Annotated in this window: 16 protein-coding genes and 2 pseudogenes; 8 read left to right on the top strand and 10 right to left on the bottom strand. The window is 69.3% G+C overall.

Annotation, left to right across the window (positions count from 1 at the left end):
* Positions 1-4: 4 nt before the first annotated feature.
* Positions 5-436 (top strand): MerR family transcriptional regulator, encoded by a 432-nt coding sequence (locus ACQEU8_RS32840; protein ID WP_433107606.1) that lies wholly within the window; start codon positions 5-7, stop codon positions 434-436.
* Between the two features lie 28 nt (positions 437-464).
* Here ACQEU8_RS32840 and ACQEU8_RS32845 read toward each other — a convergent pair whose 3' ends face one another.
* Together ACQEU8_RS32845 and ACQEU8_RS32850 are read right to left on the bottom strand one after the other, a co-directional pair.
* The gene (locus ACQEU8_RS32845; RefSeq protein WP_433108879.1) at positions 465-1,319 is read right to left on the bottom strand and encodes a putative RNA methyltransferase; all 855 of its coding nucleotides are present in this window, start codon (positions 1,317-1,319) and stop codon (positions 465-467) included.
* A 119-nt stretch (positions 1,320-1,438) separates the two neighbouring features.
* Positions 1,439-2,104 carry a maleylpyruvate isomerase family mycothiol-dependent enzyme gene (locus ACQEU8_RS32850; RefSeq protein ID WP_433107608.1) on the bottom strand — a complete coding sequence of 222 codons (666 nt, stop codon included), beginning with the start codon at positions 2,102-2,104 and terminating at the stop codon, positions 1,439-1,441.
* A gap of 125 nt (positions 2,105-2,229) precedes the next feature.
* On the opposite strand from ACQEU8_RS32850, the gene ACQEU8_RS32855 reads away from it, so the two are divergent.
* The 3 genes from ACQEU8_RS32855 (at position 2,230) to ACQEU8_RS32865 (ending at position 4,912) form a co-directional block, all read left to right on the top strand.
* Positions 2,230-3,171, top strand: a complete 942-nt coding sequence (locus ACQEU8_RS32855; RefSeq protein WP_433108881.1) for a LysR family transcriptional regulator — start codon at positions 2,230-2,232, stop codon at positions 3,169-3,171.
* Positions 3,168-3,488, top strand: a complete 321-nt coding sequence (locus tag ACQEU8_RS32860) for a hypothetical protein (protein WP_433107610.1) — start codon at positions 3,168-3,170, stop codon at positions 3,486-3,488. Before ACQEU8_RS32855 ends, ACQEU8_RS32860 begins: the two co-directional genes overlap by 4 nt.
* A 587-nt stretch (positions 3,489-4,075) precedes the next feature.
* On the top strand, positions 4,076-4,912 hold the full coding sequence (locus tag ACQEU8_RS32865) for a DUF2637 domain-containing protein (RefSeq protein WP_433107612.1): 837 nt from the start codon (positions 4,076-4,078) through the stop codon (positions 4,910-4,912).
* 34 nt (positions 4,913-4,946) lie between these two features.
* Here the strand turns inward: ACQEU8_RS32865 and ACQEU8_RS32870 are convergent, their stop codons facing one another.
* Positions 4,947-5,561: a helix-turn-helix domain-containing protein gene (locus tag ACQEU8_RS32870; RefSeq protein ID WP_433107614.1), complete on the bottom strand. Its 615-nt coding sequence runs from the start codon at positions 5,559-5,561 to the stop codon at positions 4,947-4,949.
* A gap of 92 nt (positions 5,562-5,653) precedes the next feature.
* Here ACQEU8_RS32870 and ACQEU8_RS32875 point away from each other — a divergent pair, with 92 nt between their 5' ends.
* Entirely contained in the window at positions 5,654-6,658 is a 1,005-nt protein-coding gene (locus ACQEU8_RS32875; protein WP_433107616.1) for an NAD(P)/FAD-dependent oxidoreductase, read from the top strand.
* Positions 6,655-7,698: a class I SAM-dependent methyltransferase gene (locus ACQEU8_RS32880; RefSeq protein WP_433107618.1), complete on the top strand. Its 1,044-nt coding sequence runs from the start codon at positions 6,655-6,657 to the stop codon at positions 7,696-7,698. The genes ACQEU8_RS32875 and ACQEU8_RS32880 overlap by 4 nt, the downstream gene beginning before the upstream one ends.
* Positions 7,699-7,898: 200 nt before the next feature.
* On the opposite strand, the pseudogene ACQEU8_RS32885 reads toward ACQEU8_RS32880, so the two are convergent.
* Both ACQEU8_RS32885 and ACQEU8_RS32890 read right to left on the bottom strand, forming a co-directional pair.
* Positions 7,899-8,918, bottom strand: a pseudogene (locus ACQEU8_RS32885) (threonine aldolase family protein); the annotation flags it as partial.
* 188 nt (positions 8,919-9,106) lie between these two features.
* Complete coding sequence (locus ACQEU8_RS32890) at positions 9,107-9,502, bottom strand: ectoine synthase (protein WP_433108884.1); 396 nt, start codon at positions 9,500-9,502, stop codon at positions 9,107-9,109.
* A 236-nt stretch (positions 9,503-9,738) separates the two neighbouring features.
* Here ACQEU8_RS32890 and ACQEU8_RS32895 point away from each other — a divergent pair, with 236 nt between their 5' ends.
* Positions 9,739-10,725, top strand: coding sequence for a helix-turn-helix domain-containing protein (locus tag ACQEU8_RS32895; protein ID WP_433107620.1), 987 nt, complete (start codon positions 9,739-9,741; stop codon positions 10,723-10,725).
* Positions 10,726-10,735: 10 nt separating this feature from the next.
* Here ACQEU8_RS32895 and ACQEU8_RS32900 read toward each other — a convergent pair.
* From ACQEU8_RS32900 to ACQEU8_RS32920, 5 genes and pseudogenes are all read right to left on the bottom strand, one after another.
* Positions 10,736-11,561: pseudogene (locus ACQEU8_RS32900) on the bottom strand (nuclear transport factor 2 family protein); the annotation flags it as partial.
* A gap of 1,737 nt (positions 11,562-13,298) precedes the next feature.
* Positions 13,299-13,556 carry a hypothetical protein gene (locus ACQEU8_RS32905; RefSeq protein ID WP_433107622.1) on the bottom strand — a complete coding sequence of 86 codons (258 nt, stop codon included), beginning with the start codon at positions 13,554-13,556 and terminating at the stop codon, positions 13,299-13,301.
* 617 nt (positions 13,557-14,173) lie between these two features.
* A complete protein-coding gene (locus tag ACQEU8_RS32910; RefSeq protein ID WP_433107624.1) occupies positions 14,174-14,494 on the bottom strand; it encodes a hypothetical protein in 321 nt (106 codons plus the stop codon).
* A complete protein-coding gene (locus ACQEU8_RS32915; RefSeq protein WP_433107626.1) occupies positions 14,491-14,964 on the bottom strand; it encodes an ATP-binding protein in 474 nt (157 codons plus the stop codon). The genes ACQEU8_RS32910 and ACQEU8_RS32915 overlap by 4 nt, the downstream gene beginning before the upstream one ends.
* Before the next feature lie 45 nt (positions 14,965-15,009).
* Positions 15,010-15,417 (bottom strand): NUDIX hydrolase, encoded by a 408-nt coding sequence (locus ACQEU8_RS32920; protein ID WP_433108886.1) that lies wholly within the window; start codon positions 15,415-15,417, stop codon positions 15,010-15,012.
* A 113-nt stretch (positions 15,418-15,530) separates the two neighbouring features.
* Here ACQEU8_RS32920 and ACQEU8_RS32925 point away from each other — a divergent pair, with 113 nt between their 5' ends.
* Positions 15,531-16,319 carry a GntR family transcriptional regulator gene (locus ACQEU8_RS32925; protein ID WP_433107628.1) on the top strand — a complete coding sequence of 263 codons (789 nt, stop codon included), beginning with the start codon at positions 15,531-15,533 and terminating at the stop codon, positions 16,317-16,319.
* The last annotated feature ends 16 nt before the right edge of the window (positions 16,320-16,335 follow it).

Consider the following 16,335-nt stretch of genomic DNA (forward strand, 5'->3'; position numbering starts at 1 on the left):
CCACATGCGCATGAAGGAGATGGTGCGCCGCACCGGTGTTCACGAGCGACTGCTGCGCTATTACGAGAAGCAGGGACTGCTGAGCCCGCAGCGGCTGCCCAGTGGGTACCGCGAGTACAGCGAGGCGGACGTCGACACAGTGCGCCGGGTGCGCTGTCTGCTGACGGCCGGACTGTCGACCACGATGATCGCGCAGATCCTGCCGTGTCTGCGCGACGAGGGAGACCGGCTGGTGCCGACCTGCCCCGATCTGGTCGCGCAGCTGCTCGACCAGCGCGACCGGATGACCGCGGAGATCGAGGCCCTGCACACCTCGCGCGGCCTCCTCGAAAACGTTCTGGCCGCCACCCCTGACCACCTCAAAGCCCCCACGCCCGACCAGCACGACCAGCCGGCAACCCCCTCCACCCGGCCCGCGGCGCCCCAGCCCGCCTAGCAAGAGGCGACCCTCCGGCCGGAGTCCGTCAGACCCCGTCCGCCTTCGGGCCGGGCCGGTACACCGAAACGGCGAAGGACACCGTCACCCCCACCGGTGCGCCCAGCGCGGCAACCCGCGTCCGCAGCTCCTCCGGTTCGACGTGCCGCGCGGCCGGACCCATGGCGGCGAGGTTTTCCACGTCCTGTCGTGACAGTTCGACGGTGTACTCCAGTGCCTCGGTCCGCTCCCGTACGAAGTGTCCGGACAGTGTGCGCTCCAGACGCTCCTCCTTGTCCGGGTCGACCTCCAGCAGCCCGAGCCGGTCGCGCAGTTCACGCAGATGCCGCTCGGTCGGTGTGACGACCAGCAGCGCTCCACCGGGCCTCAGCACCCGGTGGAACTCCTCGCCGTTGCGCGGTGCGAAGACGTTGAGCACGACGTCCACACAGCCGTCCCGTACCGGAAACGGCCGCCATACGTCCCAGCTGGCCGCACCCGCACGCGGGTGCGCCCGCGCGGCGCGGCGCAGCGCGTACGCCGACGCGTCCAGCGCCAGCCCCACAGCACCCGGCCGCGCCTCCAGTACGGCGGCGAGGTAGTGCCCGGTGCCCGCGCCGGCGTCCAGCACAGTGCCGCCTTCGTCGTCTGCTGGCACTCCCAGCGAGGAGGTGATCCTGGCCAGCGCCTCGGTCAGCGGCGCATAGTGCCCCGCCTCCAGGAACGCCGTACGAGCCTGCACCATCGCCGCACTGTCGGCGTTCATGGTGCGTTTGGCGCCCGAGAGCAGACTGACGTACCCCTGCCGTGCGACGTCGAAGGTGTGCCGCTGCGGACAGCGAAGCGACCGCTCGGCCACCTCGAGAGCGTCCCGGCAGACGGGACACCGCACCACCCTCGTCAGCGCCTCCCACGGTCCACGGTGCACCGGCGCGCGGTGTACGGACTCGTGGCGCGTGGTGGGCGGTTCGGACACGGGGCGGCTTCCTCAGGCGGCAGGAGGGCGAAAGGGGAGCCCCCAGGCTACCGTCGCGCCGTCCCGTCCCCGCCTTCCGGAGCGGCGGGCCTGGCCAGGTCGGCGGTGAACCGGTCCGCCGCCTCGCCGCGCAGCCGGCCGGCGGGCAGCCTGCGCCCGAAGGCGACCAGCAGCAGATCCTGCGCCGCTCCTGACACCGGCGCACCAGTGCCGTACGACCAGTCGAGGTCCTCCGCGCACAGTGCGACACCGTCCAGGTCGGCGCCGAAGAACTTCAGGCTCCTGGGCGTGACACCGTCCAGCAGGACGCGGATCCGCTCCTTCGGGACACGCCGCGTGTGGCGGAGCGCGACGGTGATGTCCAGCCCGTGCACCACGTCGTGCCCCAGCGCCGCCGGAAGACCGCCCACCGGGGGCTTCCAGGGGTGGTGCGCGTTGTCCCGCAGAGCAGCCGCAATCTCGGCTGTGCTCATCGCGGCCGCGTCCCGCCGCGCACACTGATCGGTCATCCGGTGCAGGCTGCCGCGGGCTCGCAGCAGTTCGCGCAGCACCTGGGAGCGGGACGAGCGGAACCCGGACGACATATGTGCCGCGACCTCCCGCACCCGCCATCCCGCGCACAGGGAGGGCACGTCCCAGTCGGCTTCCGGCAGGCTGTCCAACAGTTCGGCCAGCTCTGTGCGTTCGGCTGCGATCGCCTGCTTGATGTCCATGCCCGCTCCCCCTGCAGCATCGGCGGTGATCTTCCCAGAGTGGCCGGGGAGCGGTTCATAAGTCCAAGAGCAGGTTCTTCTGGCCGCCAGAAGCAGTGGTTATGGCGATGACTAGGCTGCCGGACATGGATCTGCGGCAACTCCGGTTGTTCGTCGCCGTGGTGGAGGAGCGCAGCTTCACCAGGGCCGCCGAACGCCTCCACCTGGCCCAGCCCGGCGTCAGCGCACGCCTCCGGCAGCTCGAACGGGAGCTGGGCCACCCGCTCCTGGACCGTACGGGGCGTGCGGTGACACCGACCGAGGTCGGTGCTGCTGTGCTGCCGTACGCCAGGGCGGCACTGGAAGCCGCAGAGAACGTGCGGCACACGGCGGACGCGTTCACGGGACTGCTGCGCGGCCGTGTCGCTGTCGGACTGGTCTCCGGCGCGACCGGACAGTTCGACATCGCCTCCGTGCTGGCCGACTTCCACCGCGAGCACCCGCACGTCGAGATCGCGCTCACCGAGGACACCTCGGAGCGCATGCTCCAGGCACTGCGCAGGGGCGAACTCGACATCGGGGTACTGGGCCTGGCGGACGAGCACCCGCCCGAGGGCACCACGGCCGAGATCGTGATCGACGAGCCGGTCGTCGTCGCCGTCGCCCCCGACGACCCGCTGCTGGCACACGGCGACGGCCCGCTGCCGATCGACGCACTGCGCGACCGCGCCCTGATCAGCCTGCCGCCCGGCACCGGCCTGCGCGGCGTACTCGAACGCTCCTGCGCACAGGCGGGGTTCCGCCCCCACGTCGCCTTCGAGGCCGCCGCCCCTCCGCTCCTCGCCCGGCTGGCGGCCCGCGGCCTGGGAGCCGCCGTCGTACCGGCCATGCCGCAGCGGACGGCCGCCGCTCTCGGGCTGCGGACACTGCGCCTGACACCTCAGCCGCGCGCACGCATAGGTCTCACCTGGCGCACCGGCGGCCCGGCCGGCCCCGCGGCCCGCGCCCTGCTGCCCCGCCTGCGTGCCGTCCTCGACGTACCCCGGAAGGACGACGACAGCGACGCCCTGGGTGAATGGGGCGCATGACGTACTTCCTCACCACCGTCATGGGCGACAGCATCAACGAGCCCGACGAAGCGGCCATGCGCCACGCCCTCGACAGCCTCGACACCTACGCCGACGAGGAGCACCCGGATGTGGCGCTGTCCAACGAATCCGGCTGGACGCTCAGCGCCTTCCGCGACGGACTGCTCCAGTGGGAGCTGATCGTGGACGCCGGTGACGGCGACGCCCCCGTCCCCGGCGTACTGCGTGACGTTCCCCGTCAGGAGGTGCTGCGACTGTTCACACTGCTGGCGGCAGGCCGGATCGACCAGATCGAAAGCCTGCCCTGGCGCAGATGAGAGGCGCCGCGGCCCGATAAGGGCCGGGCATGGGCGACCAGTTCCCGGAGGATTTCAGGCTCGGCAGCACATGACTGATCACGGGAATGCCGACCATCGCGAAATGCGCGGGACGGTCAACAGGGCGGGACATAAATGCGGTTCGGAATGTACGAGACCTGAGTGATTACTCGCTCCAGATCACGGTTTCCACTGTGGCCGAAAATCTGCGGCGAAAAGAGACACACTCAGCGAACCGGTGCGCGGGAGTGGGCGGGGCGCCGCCCGGCGCGTGTCAGCCGTAGATCTGGTGGAAGTACATTCCACACACCATACCGGCATCCCCGCTGTCTCACGCAGGAGTTACATACGTCGTGAAAACCGCATGCTCATAAGTCTGAGTACTGCGCACGGGAGTTTCCGCTGGCTGGAGTATTCGTTGACGGGTTGTACCCGAGACGGTCATCCCCGGCATCCGCCCCCTGGCGCTGGTCATCGCGGACGACACAGGGCTGCGCGCCGTCGGTCACCACCGGAAGCGTCGTGCGCGTGCGGGACCGGTCTCGACACAGTCGTCTGAACCTGCCCGCAGAGAAGAGAGTTCAGTCTTGACCGAGACGTCGCACACGTACACGTCCTACGCACCCCCTGATCCGGACACCGGCCTTCCCGGGCCGAGATACCCGGCCGAACCGGACGTGCACTCGGCCCACGCCTGCGGCGCCTCGACGTTCAGGAACGACACTGCTGCGCGCCTGGGTCTCCCGGACCCCACCGACACCCTCGGACTGACCCGCTTCGTCTCGCCGCATCCCGAGCGCGGCGAGCGCCCGGAGCAGACGGAGCATCCGGACCTGGACGCGGAACTCGCCCACTTCCTCGACACGGTCGAGCAGCAGAGATTCGCAGACTCCGCTGGTGCGCTCACCCGGGCCAGGCACCGCAAGGAACGCCCCCTGGAGCGCGTGAAGCAGAAGACCCGGGAGGAACTCAGCTGGCGGCGGATCCTCAGCGCCTTCTCGGTCACGCTCACCGCCATGATCGTGATGCTGGTCAGCTTTCTGGGTGCCAAGGCGTCCTACCCGTCGCTGTACGACCTGGCCCAGGAGTCGGCGCCGCCGAGCGTCGCACACGCCTGGCCGCTGCTGATCTACGCACCCTGGGTCGCGGCCACGCTCTCCATCCTGCGCACCCGCGCCTACCGCCGCCGCACAGTGCACTCCTGGCTCGTCGTGCTGTTCTTCGCCGCGGTCGCCTCGCTGCTGTGCGTCGCCGACGCGCCGCCCACTCCCACGGGCATCGCCGTGGCCGGTCTGCCGCCCATCACGGCGCTGCTCTGCTTCCACCAGCTCGTGCGGCAGCTCGACCTTCCGCCGGTGCCCACGGCCCCCTCCCGGCACGCCCGTCCGAACCGCGGGTCCAACCGGCACCGGTCGGCGGGCTGACGCCGAACGGCTGCCCCGGAGGACCGGCAGATGGTCAACCGGGTTGACCGCTCTGCTCGTCCGGACGGTCACGACGGGGCTGCGCCCTGACATGCAGGCGCTCGCCCTGTCGGCCGAAAAGGCTGAGGATCTCGACAGGTCCGCGGCCCGTACTGCCGAACCAGTGCGGCAGTCGCGTGTCGAACTCGGCAACCTCGCCCGGCCCCAGCACCAGGTCGTGCTCGGCCAGCCGCAGCCGCAGCCGCCCCGAGAGGACGTACAGCCACTCGTAGCCCTCGTGCGTGCACAGTTCGGGCTCCGAACGGCTGGCCGGAAGCACCATTTTGAACGCCTGCTGCGGCCCCGGCTGGCGGGTCAACGGCAGCACTGTGTTGCCGTTGACCCGCTGTGGTTTGAGGCGCACCCGGGGATCGCCGACCTCGGGCGCGTCGACCAGCTCGTCCAGGGGCACCTGATGGGCCTGCGCCAGGGGCAGCAGCAGCTCCAGACTGGGGCGCCGCTGCCCGGACTCCAGCCTGGAGAGGGTGCTCTTGGAGATACCGGTCGCCCGCGCGAGCGCGGTCAGGGTGACGCCGCGCCGGGTACGCAACTGCTTGAGCCGCGGGCCGACCTGGGCCAGTGCCTGTGTGACGGCGGAAGAATCTGCCACACCTCCATTGCACCCCGCTTTTCCCGGAAACGGCAACAAAGATTGCCGCTCTAGTACGGGAGGTCGCAGCCTGCGCCCAGGAGGTGATCGCGATGAGCGACACAAGATCCCCCCGGCGCGGCGCCGAAGCGCCCGGGAAGGCGGCCGGAACAGACGAGAAGGTGTACGACGCGGTCGTGGTCGGCGCGGGAGCGGGCGGCCTGAACGCCGCCCTGGTGCTGGCACGGGCCCGCCGTACGGTGGCCGTGGTCGACAGCGGTCGGCCCCGCAACGCACCCGCCGCGCACATGCACGGCTTCCTGTCCCGGGACGGCATGTCCCCGGCAGCGCTCCTGGAGGCCGGCAGAGCGGAACTCACCGGCTACGGCGTCGACTTCTTCGACAACCCGGTTGACGAGATCAGGCACGGCTTTTTCGTCCACCTGTCCGGCGGTGCCGTACTGAAGGCACGTCGCATCGTGGTGGCCACCGGACTGCGCGACCAGCTGCCCGAGATCCCCGGCGTCCACGAACGGTGGGGACGCGATGTGCTCCACTGCCCGTTCTGCCACGGCTACGAGGTACGGGACGAGCCGCTCGGCGTGCTGGGCACCCACCCGGCCGGGGTGAACCAGGCACTGCTGCTCGTCCAGTGGTCCCCCGACGTCGTCTACTTCCCGCACACCCGGCCGCTGAGCGACCAGGACCGCGAGCGGCTGACCGCACGCGGCGTCCGCATCGCCGAAGGCGAGATCAAGTCCCTGGCCGTGGCCGACGACCGGCTGCGGGGCGTCGAGCTGAGTGACGGCCGCCTCGTGCAGCGCAGCGCGGTCTTCCTGTTCCCGCAAATGGTGTCGAACGACTCCCTGTTGACGGAGCTGGGCTGCGCCAAGGACGAGCAGGGGCTGGTCGCCACCGACCGCACGGGCCGCACCAGCGTGTTCGGCGTCTGGGCCGTCGGCAACGTCGTCGACCCCCGCGCCCAAGTGGTCACCGCCGCGGGAGTGGGCGCCGCGGCAGCCTTCGCTCTCACCCATGACCTGGTGGACGAAGAGGTGGAACGCGCCGTCGAAGCACACCGCACAGCCGTCCCAACCCCGAAGGGAGCCGCCGTATGACCACCCCTCACACCACAGACATCGACTGGGAAGCACACGGAACCGCCCTGGAGCGCCAGGCCGAACTCCACCTCCCCGCACTGGAGATGACGGCGGACTGGCTGCGCCGGTTGCTGGGAGCCGAACCGGCAAGGGATGTGCGGGGCGCGGCAGCGGCAGACGGCGCTCTGGAGGCACAACCGGCGGACGACTTGCTGGGAGCCGAACCGGCAGACAGCGCACCGGAAGTCCATCCGTCGGGCGGCCCGCTGAGCGCCCAACCAGCAAACAGCGCACCGGAAGCCCAACCGGCCGCCGCCTCCGCCGTCACCCGCGTCCTCGACATCGGCAGCGGACCGGGCGTCATCAGCTGCCTGCTGGCCCAACGCTTCCCCCGGGCCGAGGTCGTCGCCATCGACCAGGCGGCCGGCCTTCTGGAACGGACGCGGGCCCGCGCGGCCGGACAGGGGCTGACCGGCAGAGTCGTCACCCACCAGGCGGACCTGCCGGAAGACCTGGACAGTCTGGGCTCGGCCGAACTCATCTGGACAAGCCAAGCGGTCCACCACCTCGGCGACCAACAGGCGGCGCTGGACGCCCTCGCCACCCGGCTGCGCCCCGGCGGTGTACTGGCCGTCGCCGAGCGCGGGCTGACCCCGCGCTTCCTGCCCCGCGACATCGGCCTGGGCCGCCCGGGCCTCCAGGCAAGGCTGGACGCGGCGGCCGAGGAGAGCTTCGCGGCGATGCGCGCCGCCCTACCGGGCTCGACGTCCACCGTGGAGGACTGGCCCGCCATGCTCTCCCGCGCCGGCCTCGTCCCCACCGGCACCCGCACCTTCCTCACCGACCAACCGGCCCCGCTCTCCCTGCCCGCCCGCGAATACCTGCACGACCATCTGACCCGCCTGCGGCAGCAGTTGGCCCCCTACCTCGACGAGGAGGACCTCACCACCCTCGACCGCCTCCTGCACGGCGACGCCTGCACCGGCATCCTCTGGCGCCCCGACGCCTTCTACCTCACAGCCACCACAGTCCACACCGCCCGCTCCTGCACCCACTGAGCCCCTACCCGCACATCAGAGCCCGCACCGGATCTCCCCGGTGGGGGCTCTGATATGCGGTGGGTGTTGCCCCTGTCCGACGTTTGCGGGCTGCGGGGGCTCCCCCAGGCTGCTTCGAGCAGGGGTATCCCCAGGGCGCAGGGTGGGCAAGCGCAGCTCCCGATGCCGGGTACGCAAAGGCGCCGGACACGCCCATAAGCCGCCATCTCCTGGGCAATGGCAGCCGCGAAGGCGTCCACATCGGCCTCGGTGGTGTCGAACGAGCACATCCAACGGACTTCACCGGTGCGCTCGTCCCAGGTGTTGAAGCGGAACCGCCTTTGCAGCCGCTCGGTGACGTCCCGGGGCAGCATGGCGAAGACGGCGTTGACCTGGACCGGCCGTACGATCTCGACGCCGGGCACCCGCTCGACGGCCGTGGCCAGCCGGGCCGCCATCGCGTTGGCGTGCCGGGCGTTGCGCAGCCACAGGTCATCCTCCAGCAGCGCGACGAGCTGCGCCGACACGTACCGCATCTTGGAGGCCAGCTGCAGCGCGGCCTTGCGCAGGTACGTCACACCGCGTACCGCGTCCGGGTTGAGCACCACGATCGCCTCGCCGAGCATCAGCCCGTTCTTGGTGCCGCCGAACGACAGCACATCCACCCCGGCGTCGGTGGTGAACGCGCGCGGCGGCAGGTCGAGCGCGGCAGCGGCGTTGGCCAGCCGGGCGCCGTCCATGTGCAGCAGCATGCCGCGCTCGCGCGCCGGCGCACCGATCGCCGCGATCTCGTCGGGCGTATAGAGGGTGCCCAGCTCGGTGCTCTGGGTGAGGGAGACGACCTTGGGCTGGGCGTGGTGCTGTTCGCCGAAACCCCGCGCGTACCGGTCGAGCAGCTCCGGGGTCAGCTTGCCGTCCGGGGTGGGCACCGGGACCAGCTTCAACCCGGCCACCTTCTCAGGGGCGCCGCACTCGTCCACGTTGATGTGCGCGGACTTCGGGCAGACCACCGCGCTCCACCAGTCGCACATCGCCTGCAGCCCGACCACATTGGCGCCGCTGCCGTCGAACACCGGATAGACCTCGGCGCGCTCGCCGAAACAGCCCTTGATCAGCTCGCGCAGCCGGGCGGTGTGCACGTCCGCGCCGTAGGCCGGCTGATGGCCCTCGTTGGCGGCGGCCAGTGCCGCCATGACGTCCGGATGTACGGCGGCGTTGTTGTCACTGGCGAAACCGCGCACCGGCTCGCCCTCGTGGTCAGGCTGGGGAGGTTTCCCGGGCTTGGGAACACTTTCAGTCTTCGGGAAGGTCAAGGCGTCATCCGTTCAGGAGAGGCACAGTTGGCGCTGGTCCAAGGCGCGTCGTTGGTGCACCAGGAGCACAAGATCTCCGAGGGGACCGGCGGTCATCAGATACGTCTCGGCGTCGCTCACTGACCCTCCTCGGACAGCAGCGGGAAGACGCCGTTCTCGTCGTGGACCTCCCGGCCGGTGAGGGGCGGGTTGAACACGCACACCGCGCGGAACCGGGTGTGGGCACGCAGGGTGTGACGTTGGTGTGCGTCGACCAGGTACATCACGCCGGGCCCGAGGCGGTGTTTCTCACCCGTCTCTTCGTTGACCAGCTCGCCCTGACCCTCGATGACGTAGACGGCCTCGACGTGGTTGGCGTACCACATCTTGATCTCGGCGCCCTCCTGCACCACGGTGTCGTTCAAGGAGAAGCCGACCTCCTCCTTGGCGAGCACCAGGCGACGGCTGGTCCAGGTGGGGCCCTTCACTTCGCGCTCGGTGCCGATGATCTCGTTCAGTGAACGGACGATCATGGAGTACGTTTCCTCTCGTTTCGCGCCCGTGGAGGGGTGCGTCGGACAGTGACGGTGACTACGGGGGCAGACCGCGCACACCGACGCGGCGATGTCCTCCGGGCGCCGCTCGGCGGCGAGGGCGGTCATCGCGCACTCCCGCGACCAGGGCGCTTCCTGTTCCACACCAAGACCATGGCTGCTGACGCGGCATCCCGGACAGTGGCCTGAACGCCCGCTACCGCTAAGATCCCGCCATGCCCGCCATGCCCCTCCCGCCCCCCGGTAGCCGCCACACCGTCTCGGTGCTGGCCTTCGACGGCATGGCCCCCTTCGAGCTCGGCTTGGTGGTCGAGGTCTTCGGACAGCCCCAGGCCGAACCCGAGGTCCCTTGGTACGACCTGCGCGTCTGCTCGTTGGAACGGGAGCCGATGCAGGCGGTCGGGGGTTTCACGATGACCACCAAGAACGGCTTGGACGTGTTCGCGAGGGCCGACACCGTGATGGTCGTCGCGGTACCGGACGTACGGGGCGAGGTACCGCCGGAGCTGGTGGCCGCGCTGCGGGAGGCGCACGAGCGCGGCGCCCGGGTCGTGTCGATCTGCTCGGGCGCGTTCGCGCTGGCCGCGGCCGGGCTGCTGGACGGCCGCGAGGCAACGACCCACTGGCAGCACGCGGAACTGCTGCAACGGCGCTATCCGCAGATCCGGGTGAATCCCGACGTGCTGTACGTGGACGGCGACGACGTGCTCACCGGCGCCGGCAACGCCGCCGGGCTCGACCTGTGCCTGCACCTGGTGCGCAAGGACCACGGTGCCCGGGTCGCCAACTCGGTGGCCCGACGCCTGGTCGTACCACCGCACCGGGAGGGCGGCCAGGCCCAGTTCGTGGAGGCTGTCGTGAGCGAGCCGACGGCCGACGACGGTGTGGCCCGCGCAATGGCCTGGGCACTCGACCACCTCGCCGAGCCGATCACCGTGGCCGACCTGGCCCGCCAGGCCCACCTCGCGCCCCGTACCTTCATCCGGCACTTCAGCCGGCAGACCGGGACCAGCCCGCTCCGCTGGGTCATCACCCAGCGGATCATGGCCAGCCTGCCGCAACTCGAGCACAGCACCATGTCGATCGAGGAGATCGGCGCAGCTGTCGGCTTCGACAGCCCTGTGACCTTCCGGCACCACTTCGCCCGCGCCATGAAGACCTCACCCTCGGCCTACCGACGTCTCTTCCGCACCACGGCCTGAACGGGAGCCGTCACGGGAACCGGCGCCACACCGCGACGGAAGCCATGGAGTGCCGGTGGTAAACCTTGTTGGCGATACGCCAACTGTCGTCGGCACTCACCAGCAGGAGATGTCGGTGAACGTGTCCGCCCCGTGCAACAGCGTCATAGTTGCGGTCGCGACGGTGCCGTGGATGTCGACGGCGTCGATGCGACGGGAACGGGTCGCCTCGTCCGGGGCCGCCCGGCCGTGGAAGAGAGCGCAGTACTCGTCCAGGGGCCACGAGACGAACGCGCCGTCCCGGATTCCTCGATGTGGGCGGTGGGCAGGAACGCGTCGCGGAAGTGGGCGGGGTCGCCGGTGGCATGTCCGCGGATGTAAGCGCGGAGCGGTTCGAGCACACCGTCCTCCACAGCGAGAACCGTGGCGGCAACGGCGATGTCGGCCTCAGGGTCGACAGGGGTATCGGCCAAACCGGCTGCGCTACGCAAGGGGGTGCCTGACGCTGCGGCCAGCAGAGCCATGTCCTTTGCAGCGCACTGATCGTGAATCCGGCTGTGCCAGAGGCCGCTTGGTCCGTGAGGAAGGGGCGTTTGCGGGCAACGCGCCCGCCGAGTTGACCGAATTTGAGCGCGTCCAGCACCTGGGCACGAGGCAGTCCGAGGGCATCGGCTTGCCGCAGTGCGTCGCGCAGCACGACAACGGCACCGGCGAGGCTGTTGTCGGCGATCAGCTTGAGCGCGGCGGCGCACGGTGCCCAGCGCTTCCAGAACCGGTCGGACTCGATCAAGCGCGTCCTGGTCGGCGGCGGCGAGAATCTCCAGGGCGCCGGAGCCAGCGCCCGCATCGACCTCACCACACCCTTCACCTCGCCCCGCCCGGCCAAGACCGCCCCCCCCACTGCTGCACCGGCACTTCGCGACGGGGCCACGAAAACCCCTCGTGTAGCCCCCAGATCGCGGGGAGCTCCTCGTGCACGAACCCGAAGCTGGCGGAGGGGGCAGAGGAAGCCCACGCCGGCTCATGGGCTGACGACGCAAAACCGGACGACGACGGCGACCCGCCCCCTCCAAGCCCACCGCGCCCCAACTCCCCCAGGACGAACAACTCACCCCTCTACTCGCCGACGAACTCCCCACTGCCTGCGCCAAGTCCGACATCACCATGCGCACCGACGCCTCCGACGACCTCAAGACCGCCCTCCACCACCCCGAACCGCCCTGGACCGGACCCCGGAAACGACAAAGATCCCGACCGATCACCATGATCGGCGGGATCTCGTCACCCATTCCCAAGCAAACTCGAGAACAGTCGGCTGTGGACCTGAGGGGATTTGAACCCTGACCCTCTCGTTGCGAACTACGGGCGGGGTGGGTGGTGAGGTCGGTTGGGGCCTGTGGCAGGGCTGCTGCAGCGGGTGCGGGGTGTTCGCGGTCGTGGGGGTTGCTGTACTTCGGTGCTGTACCGCAAAGGGCTCCTCTCCCAGGGGCCCCGTTCGTTCTGGCACGACTGTGGCGCGCGGTCCGGCCTCATCGTTGCGAGCTGCAGGGCGGGGCGGTTGGTGAGATCCCCTGCTGGGTCTGCTGGAAGGGCTGACAGCTAGCAGCAGTCGCGCTGGCTGCTGTAAAGCCTCGCTGACCACCAAGGCTGTGGTGCAAGCCAGCTTCCCGGATGTGCGGCTGGACCGAGTAGCTCGCTTGAGGACCACTGCGACGAGGAGCCGTCCTCCAGAGTCGGCAGGCCAACCCTGACACAATGCACTTCATGCATATTGGGGGTACGGCCCTAATCGCCGCTGTCGGGACCGTAGTTGCCGCCGCACTTGCTGCCTGGGGTGCTATGCGCGCAGCTAAACACAACAGCCGTGCACAACGCAGCAGCCAACACGAACACTGGCGTCAGGATGGGCGGAGGGAGGCATATAGAGCATTTGTGAGTGTTGCCACGGACTATGACGCAATTGCCACACGGGTTTCCGTGCTTGCACAGGCAGACGGACCGCGGAGCCAAGAACTCCAGAGCCTGCTCGACCAAGCGGTGGAACTCGACAGCTCGCTCGCGAAGGCCGCTGCCGTCGTCGAGGTCGAAGGCCCGGAAGACATAGCCGCGGTGGCAACGAAGCTGACACGGTCCCTGCAACGCTGGGTCAGCGAGTCACGGAATCGACACGAACCACATCCACGCCGGCCAGGTACCCCACCCCCGCCACCTCCGCTAAGGGGAACCACGTCACCTGCTAGAGAAGATATGCGTGAGTTCCGCCGACTGGCACGCCTCGCCCTCGACGACCCGACTGCGGCACTCGGGTAGCGAGCAAGCTTGATCGAATCACGGGCAGCTGCTGCCAACCCTGCGGCCATTAGCCGACTGAAGCAAACGGCCTCTCTGTGGAGGTTGGAAGGCCGTTGCCGCTACCGCACTGCGTCCGGCAGGGTCCGCACTTTGCGTCACTCGCTTTAGGAGTTCGATCGGGGCTTGCTCCGACTGCTGCGGTCCACTAGGCGACAGCCGGACAGGGGTACCCTTGTACGTCCCTGTCCGGCATCGTTGATGTCAGCAGCGGATGTCAGAAGCAGCCTGCCAGCGTCTGGGGCTTAGGGCTCTGGGGCTTCCTCGGTGTTCTCCCACTCAGCGTCAACATCTTTGTATTGGGCTGACGTGTCCGCCCACCTGTAGGCCCAGGTCATCCGGCTGTTCACAGCGGCCACGCTGCCGGGCAGCAACTCGTTCTTGGCTGCTTCGATAGCTGCACTGACCGCCGCCTCGTAAGCCGCTTTGACACGCGGTGTGTGGATTTTTCGTTCACCCATCTCAAATTCGAGGGTGACAGTTAAGACCTTGGGTGTGCTCATCGGCTTCCCTCCCTGCGCGGCGCCACTAGGCCGCGTTGTAGACGAGACAACCAACCCCTTCGGATGGTTGTGGTCCAGTCGGCAAGCGTGTCGCGTGGGAGTGCCTACTGGGTGTTGGCCGTCCCGGATGCTGTCTGGATGGCGCTCTCTCGAATGTGTCGCTGCCGCCTCGCGTGGGGAAAGTCAGCCACGACGGCGGGACGGATGCCCGAGCACCTGACGTGGTTCCCTCAGCCACCCACCAGCGTCAGCCACGCTCTCGGGGTCTGATCTTTGACCCGCAGGCGCCTCCGCGAAGCCCCGGCCGGTCACTTTGCGATGGCGGGACCGGCCCGCAGGCCGCGACGAGACCGGGCGCCGCGCTACGGACCTTGTCGGCTATCGGCCACGTACACCTGGTCGTGCTCATGCTGACGGGCGTCCACTGATGACCCTGTCGGCCCGAATGAAGCGGCCCGGACTTCTGCACCAGCAGGGGGGTTGCTGGTCCGGGCTGCGCGCTGAGCGGCCCGGGGCCGGCGCTGAGCGTGGCGGAGACATGAGCGGGCGGCGGCCCCGGGCCGCTCAGCGCGCGCGGCCCGCTTCAGCGGGCCGCCTTGAAGTCGTAGAGAAAGTTGTTACGCACGCGCTTCGGGTGCTGATGGGCACGGTATCGGGCTGACTGTCCAAGTGGCCCGGGTGCTGCGCTGCTTGAGCGTGAGGGTGTGCGGCTTGCCCTGTTCGAGGTCGTGGGCTGCTGTTGGTTGGCCGTGGTCGAGCCATGTGCGGGCTCGCCGGTAGGGCGCTTCGTCCAGGGTGGTTGCGATCATCATGAGGCTGATGCGCATCCATCGCAGGGCTTCGCGTGGGCTGTAGGCGTCGTAGGTGCCGATGCGTCGTTCGTTGACGTAGCACTCGCAGTAGTAGATCCGTACCGGCGGCTGCGGTCGCTCGCTCATGCCATCGACCTCGGGGCGGGTAGTGCGACGCGGGTGCCTCGCGCTGTGGGCTTGGCCGGCGTTTGGTGCTGGTCGTTGATCTCGACGGTGACGGTTCGACCGTAGTCGTCTCCGCTGACCCGTACGCGGTTGGCCAGTGCTGCGACCAGACCCAGGCCGCGGCCGTGGGTCTCGTCCTGGTCTGGGGTCTCGACGTGGGGCTTGGTTGCGCCTCCGCCGGTGTCGGTGACCGCCAGGACGACCGTGCCGGGGGATCGGTGCAGGGAGACGTGGAAGCTCCCGTTGGGGCTGCCGCTGGCCGAGTGGACGAGTGCGTTGGAGCCCAGCTCGCTGACGATCAGCGCGGCGTCGTCCGCGTGGGGGCTGTCGTGCAGGACGTCGCGGGTCCAGCGGCGGACTCGGCCGACCTCTTCGGGGAGTCCTGGGCAGGTGAGTTCCCAGATCCGCTCCGTACTCATATACTCGTGCATACAAGTTCCTTCATGCTGGTGGCCGCTATGGGTAGTGGGTGTGTGCTAGACGAGTCGCACGCCGTCGTGGGCCCGGATGGCCGGCGGGGATGCCCCATCGAGCGCGTCCAGGACGCGGACCGCGTACGCCTCGTCGGCGAGCTGGGTGACCTCTTCGCGGGTGGCCCAGCGAAGTGCGTAGGTCTCGTCCCCGGTGGTCGGGGAGCCGTCGACCGCTTCGCAGCGGAAGACCATGGAGACGATCAAGCCGGTCATGTTCTTGTAGATGCCCGTGAGGGTCGCCGGGAGGGCGATCTTCATACCCGTCTCTTCGAGAACCTCGCGCTGAAGCGCGTCCGGGACGGTCTCCCCGGGCTCCAGGACACCGCCGGGCGGCTCCCACTGGCCGTTGTCACGGCGCTGGATGAGCAGCGCTCGGCCCGCGTCGTCAACGATGACCCCTGCGACGCTCACGGAGTGGGGGCGCTCTGCCGTACTCACGTTCCTCGGTCCCCTCGATGGCTAGGCTTCTCCACCGTAGCAACAGAACTCGGTAGCTCGTCTAGATATCCAAAGGAGTACCCGTTATGGCTGCACTGTCTTCCGGCGTTCTCGGGACGCTCGACCCGACCAGCGACCGCGCCGTCTTCCGGCAGATCGCGGACCAGGTCCGGGAGGCCATCGACAAAGGGCGCTTCAAGGAGGGGGCCAAGCTGCCGTCCGAGGCGGAACTGGTCGAGCACTTCGGGGTGTCGCGGATGACCGTCCGGAACGCTCTCGCGATCCTCCAGAGTGAGGGGCTGGTCTCCTCCGAGCACGGCAAGGGCGTCTTCGTGCGACCACGGCCCCCGGTCCGGCGCCTTGCCTCGGACCGATTCGCCCGGCGGCATCGCGATCAGGGCAAGTCGGCCTTCACCGTCGAAGCGGAAGCCGCGGGAAGCAAGCCCGAGGTCGACAGCCTGGAGGTACGGGAAGAGAAGCCGGCACCGGACATCTCCGCGCGCCTGGGCTCGCCCCGTAAGGTCCTGGCCCGGCGTCGGCGCTATCTCCTCGACGGTCGGCCCGTTGAGTTCGCCGTCTCGTACCTCCCCCTCGACCTGGCGCGCGGGACACAGATCGCCGAACCCAACCCCGGGCCCGGCGGCATCTACGCCCGCCTCGAAGAGCTCGGCCACCGCCTGGACCACTTCGACGAAGAGGTCCGCGCCCGGATGCCCTCCCCGGCCGAGGTCAAGACGCTCCGCCTGTCTTCCGGCGTCCCCGTGATCAGCCTGATCCGCACCGCCTACGACACCGAGGGGCGCGCGGTCGAGGTCTGCGACACCGTCATGGCCGCCGACGCCTACGTCCTCGCCTACCAACTCCCCGCCAACTAGGGCATGTCGGGCCCGT

The organism is Streptomyces sp. CA-250714 (genome assembly GCF_050936705.1).
Taxonomy (GTDB): domain Bacteria; phylum Actinomycetota; class Actinomycetes; order Streptomycetales; family Streptomycetaceae; genus Streptomyces.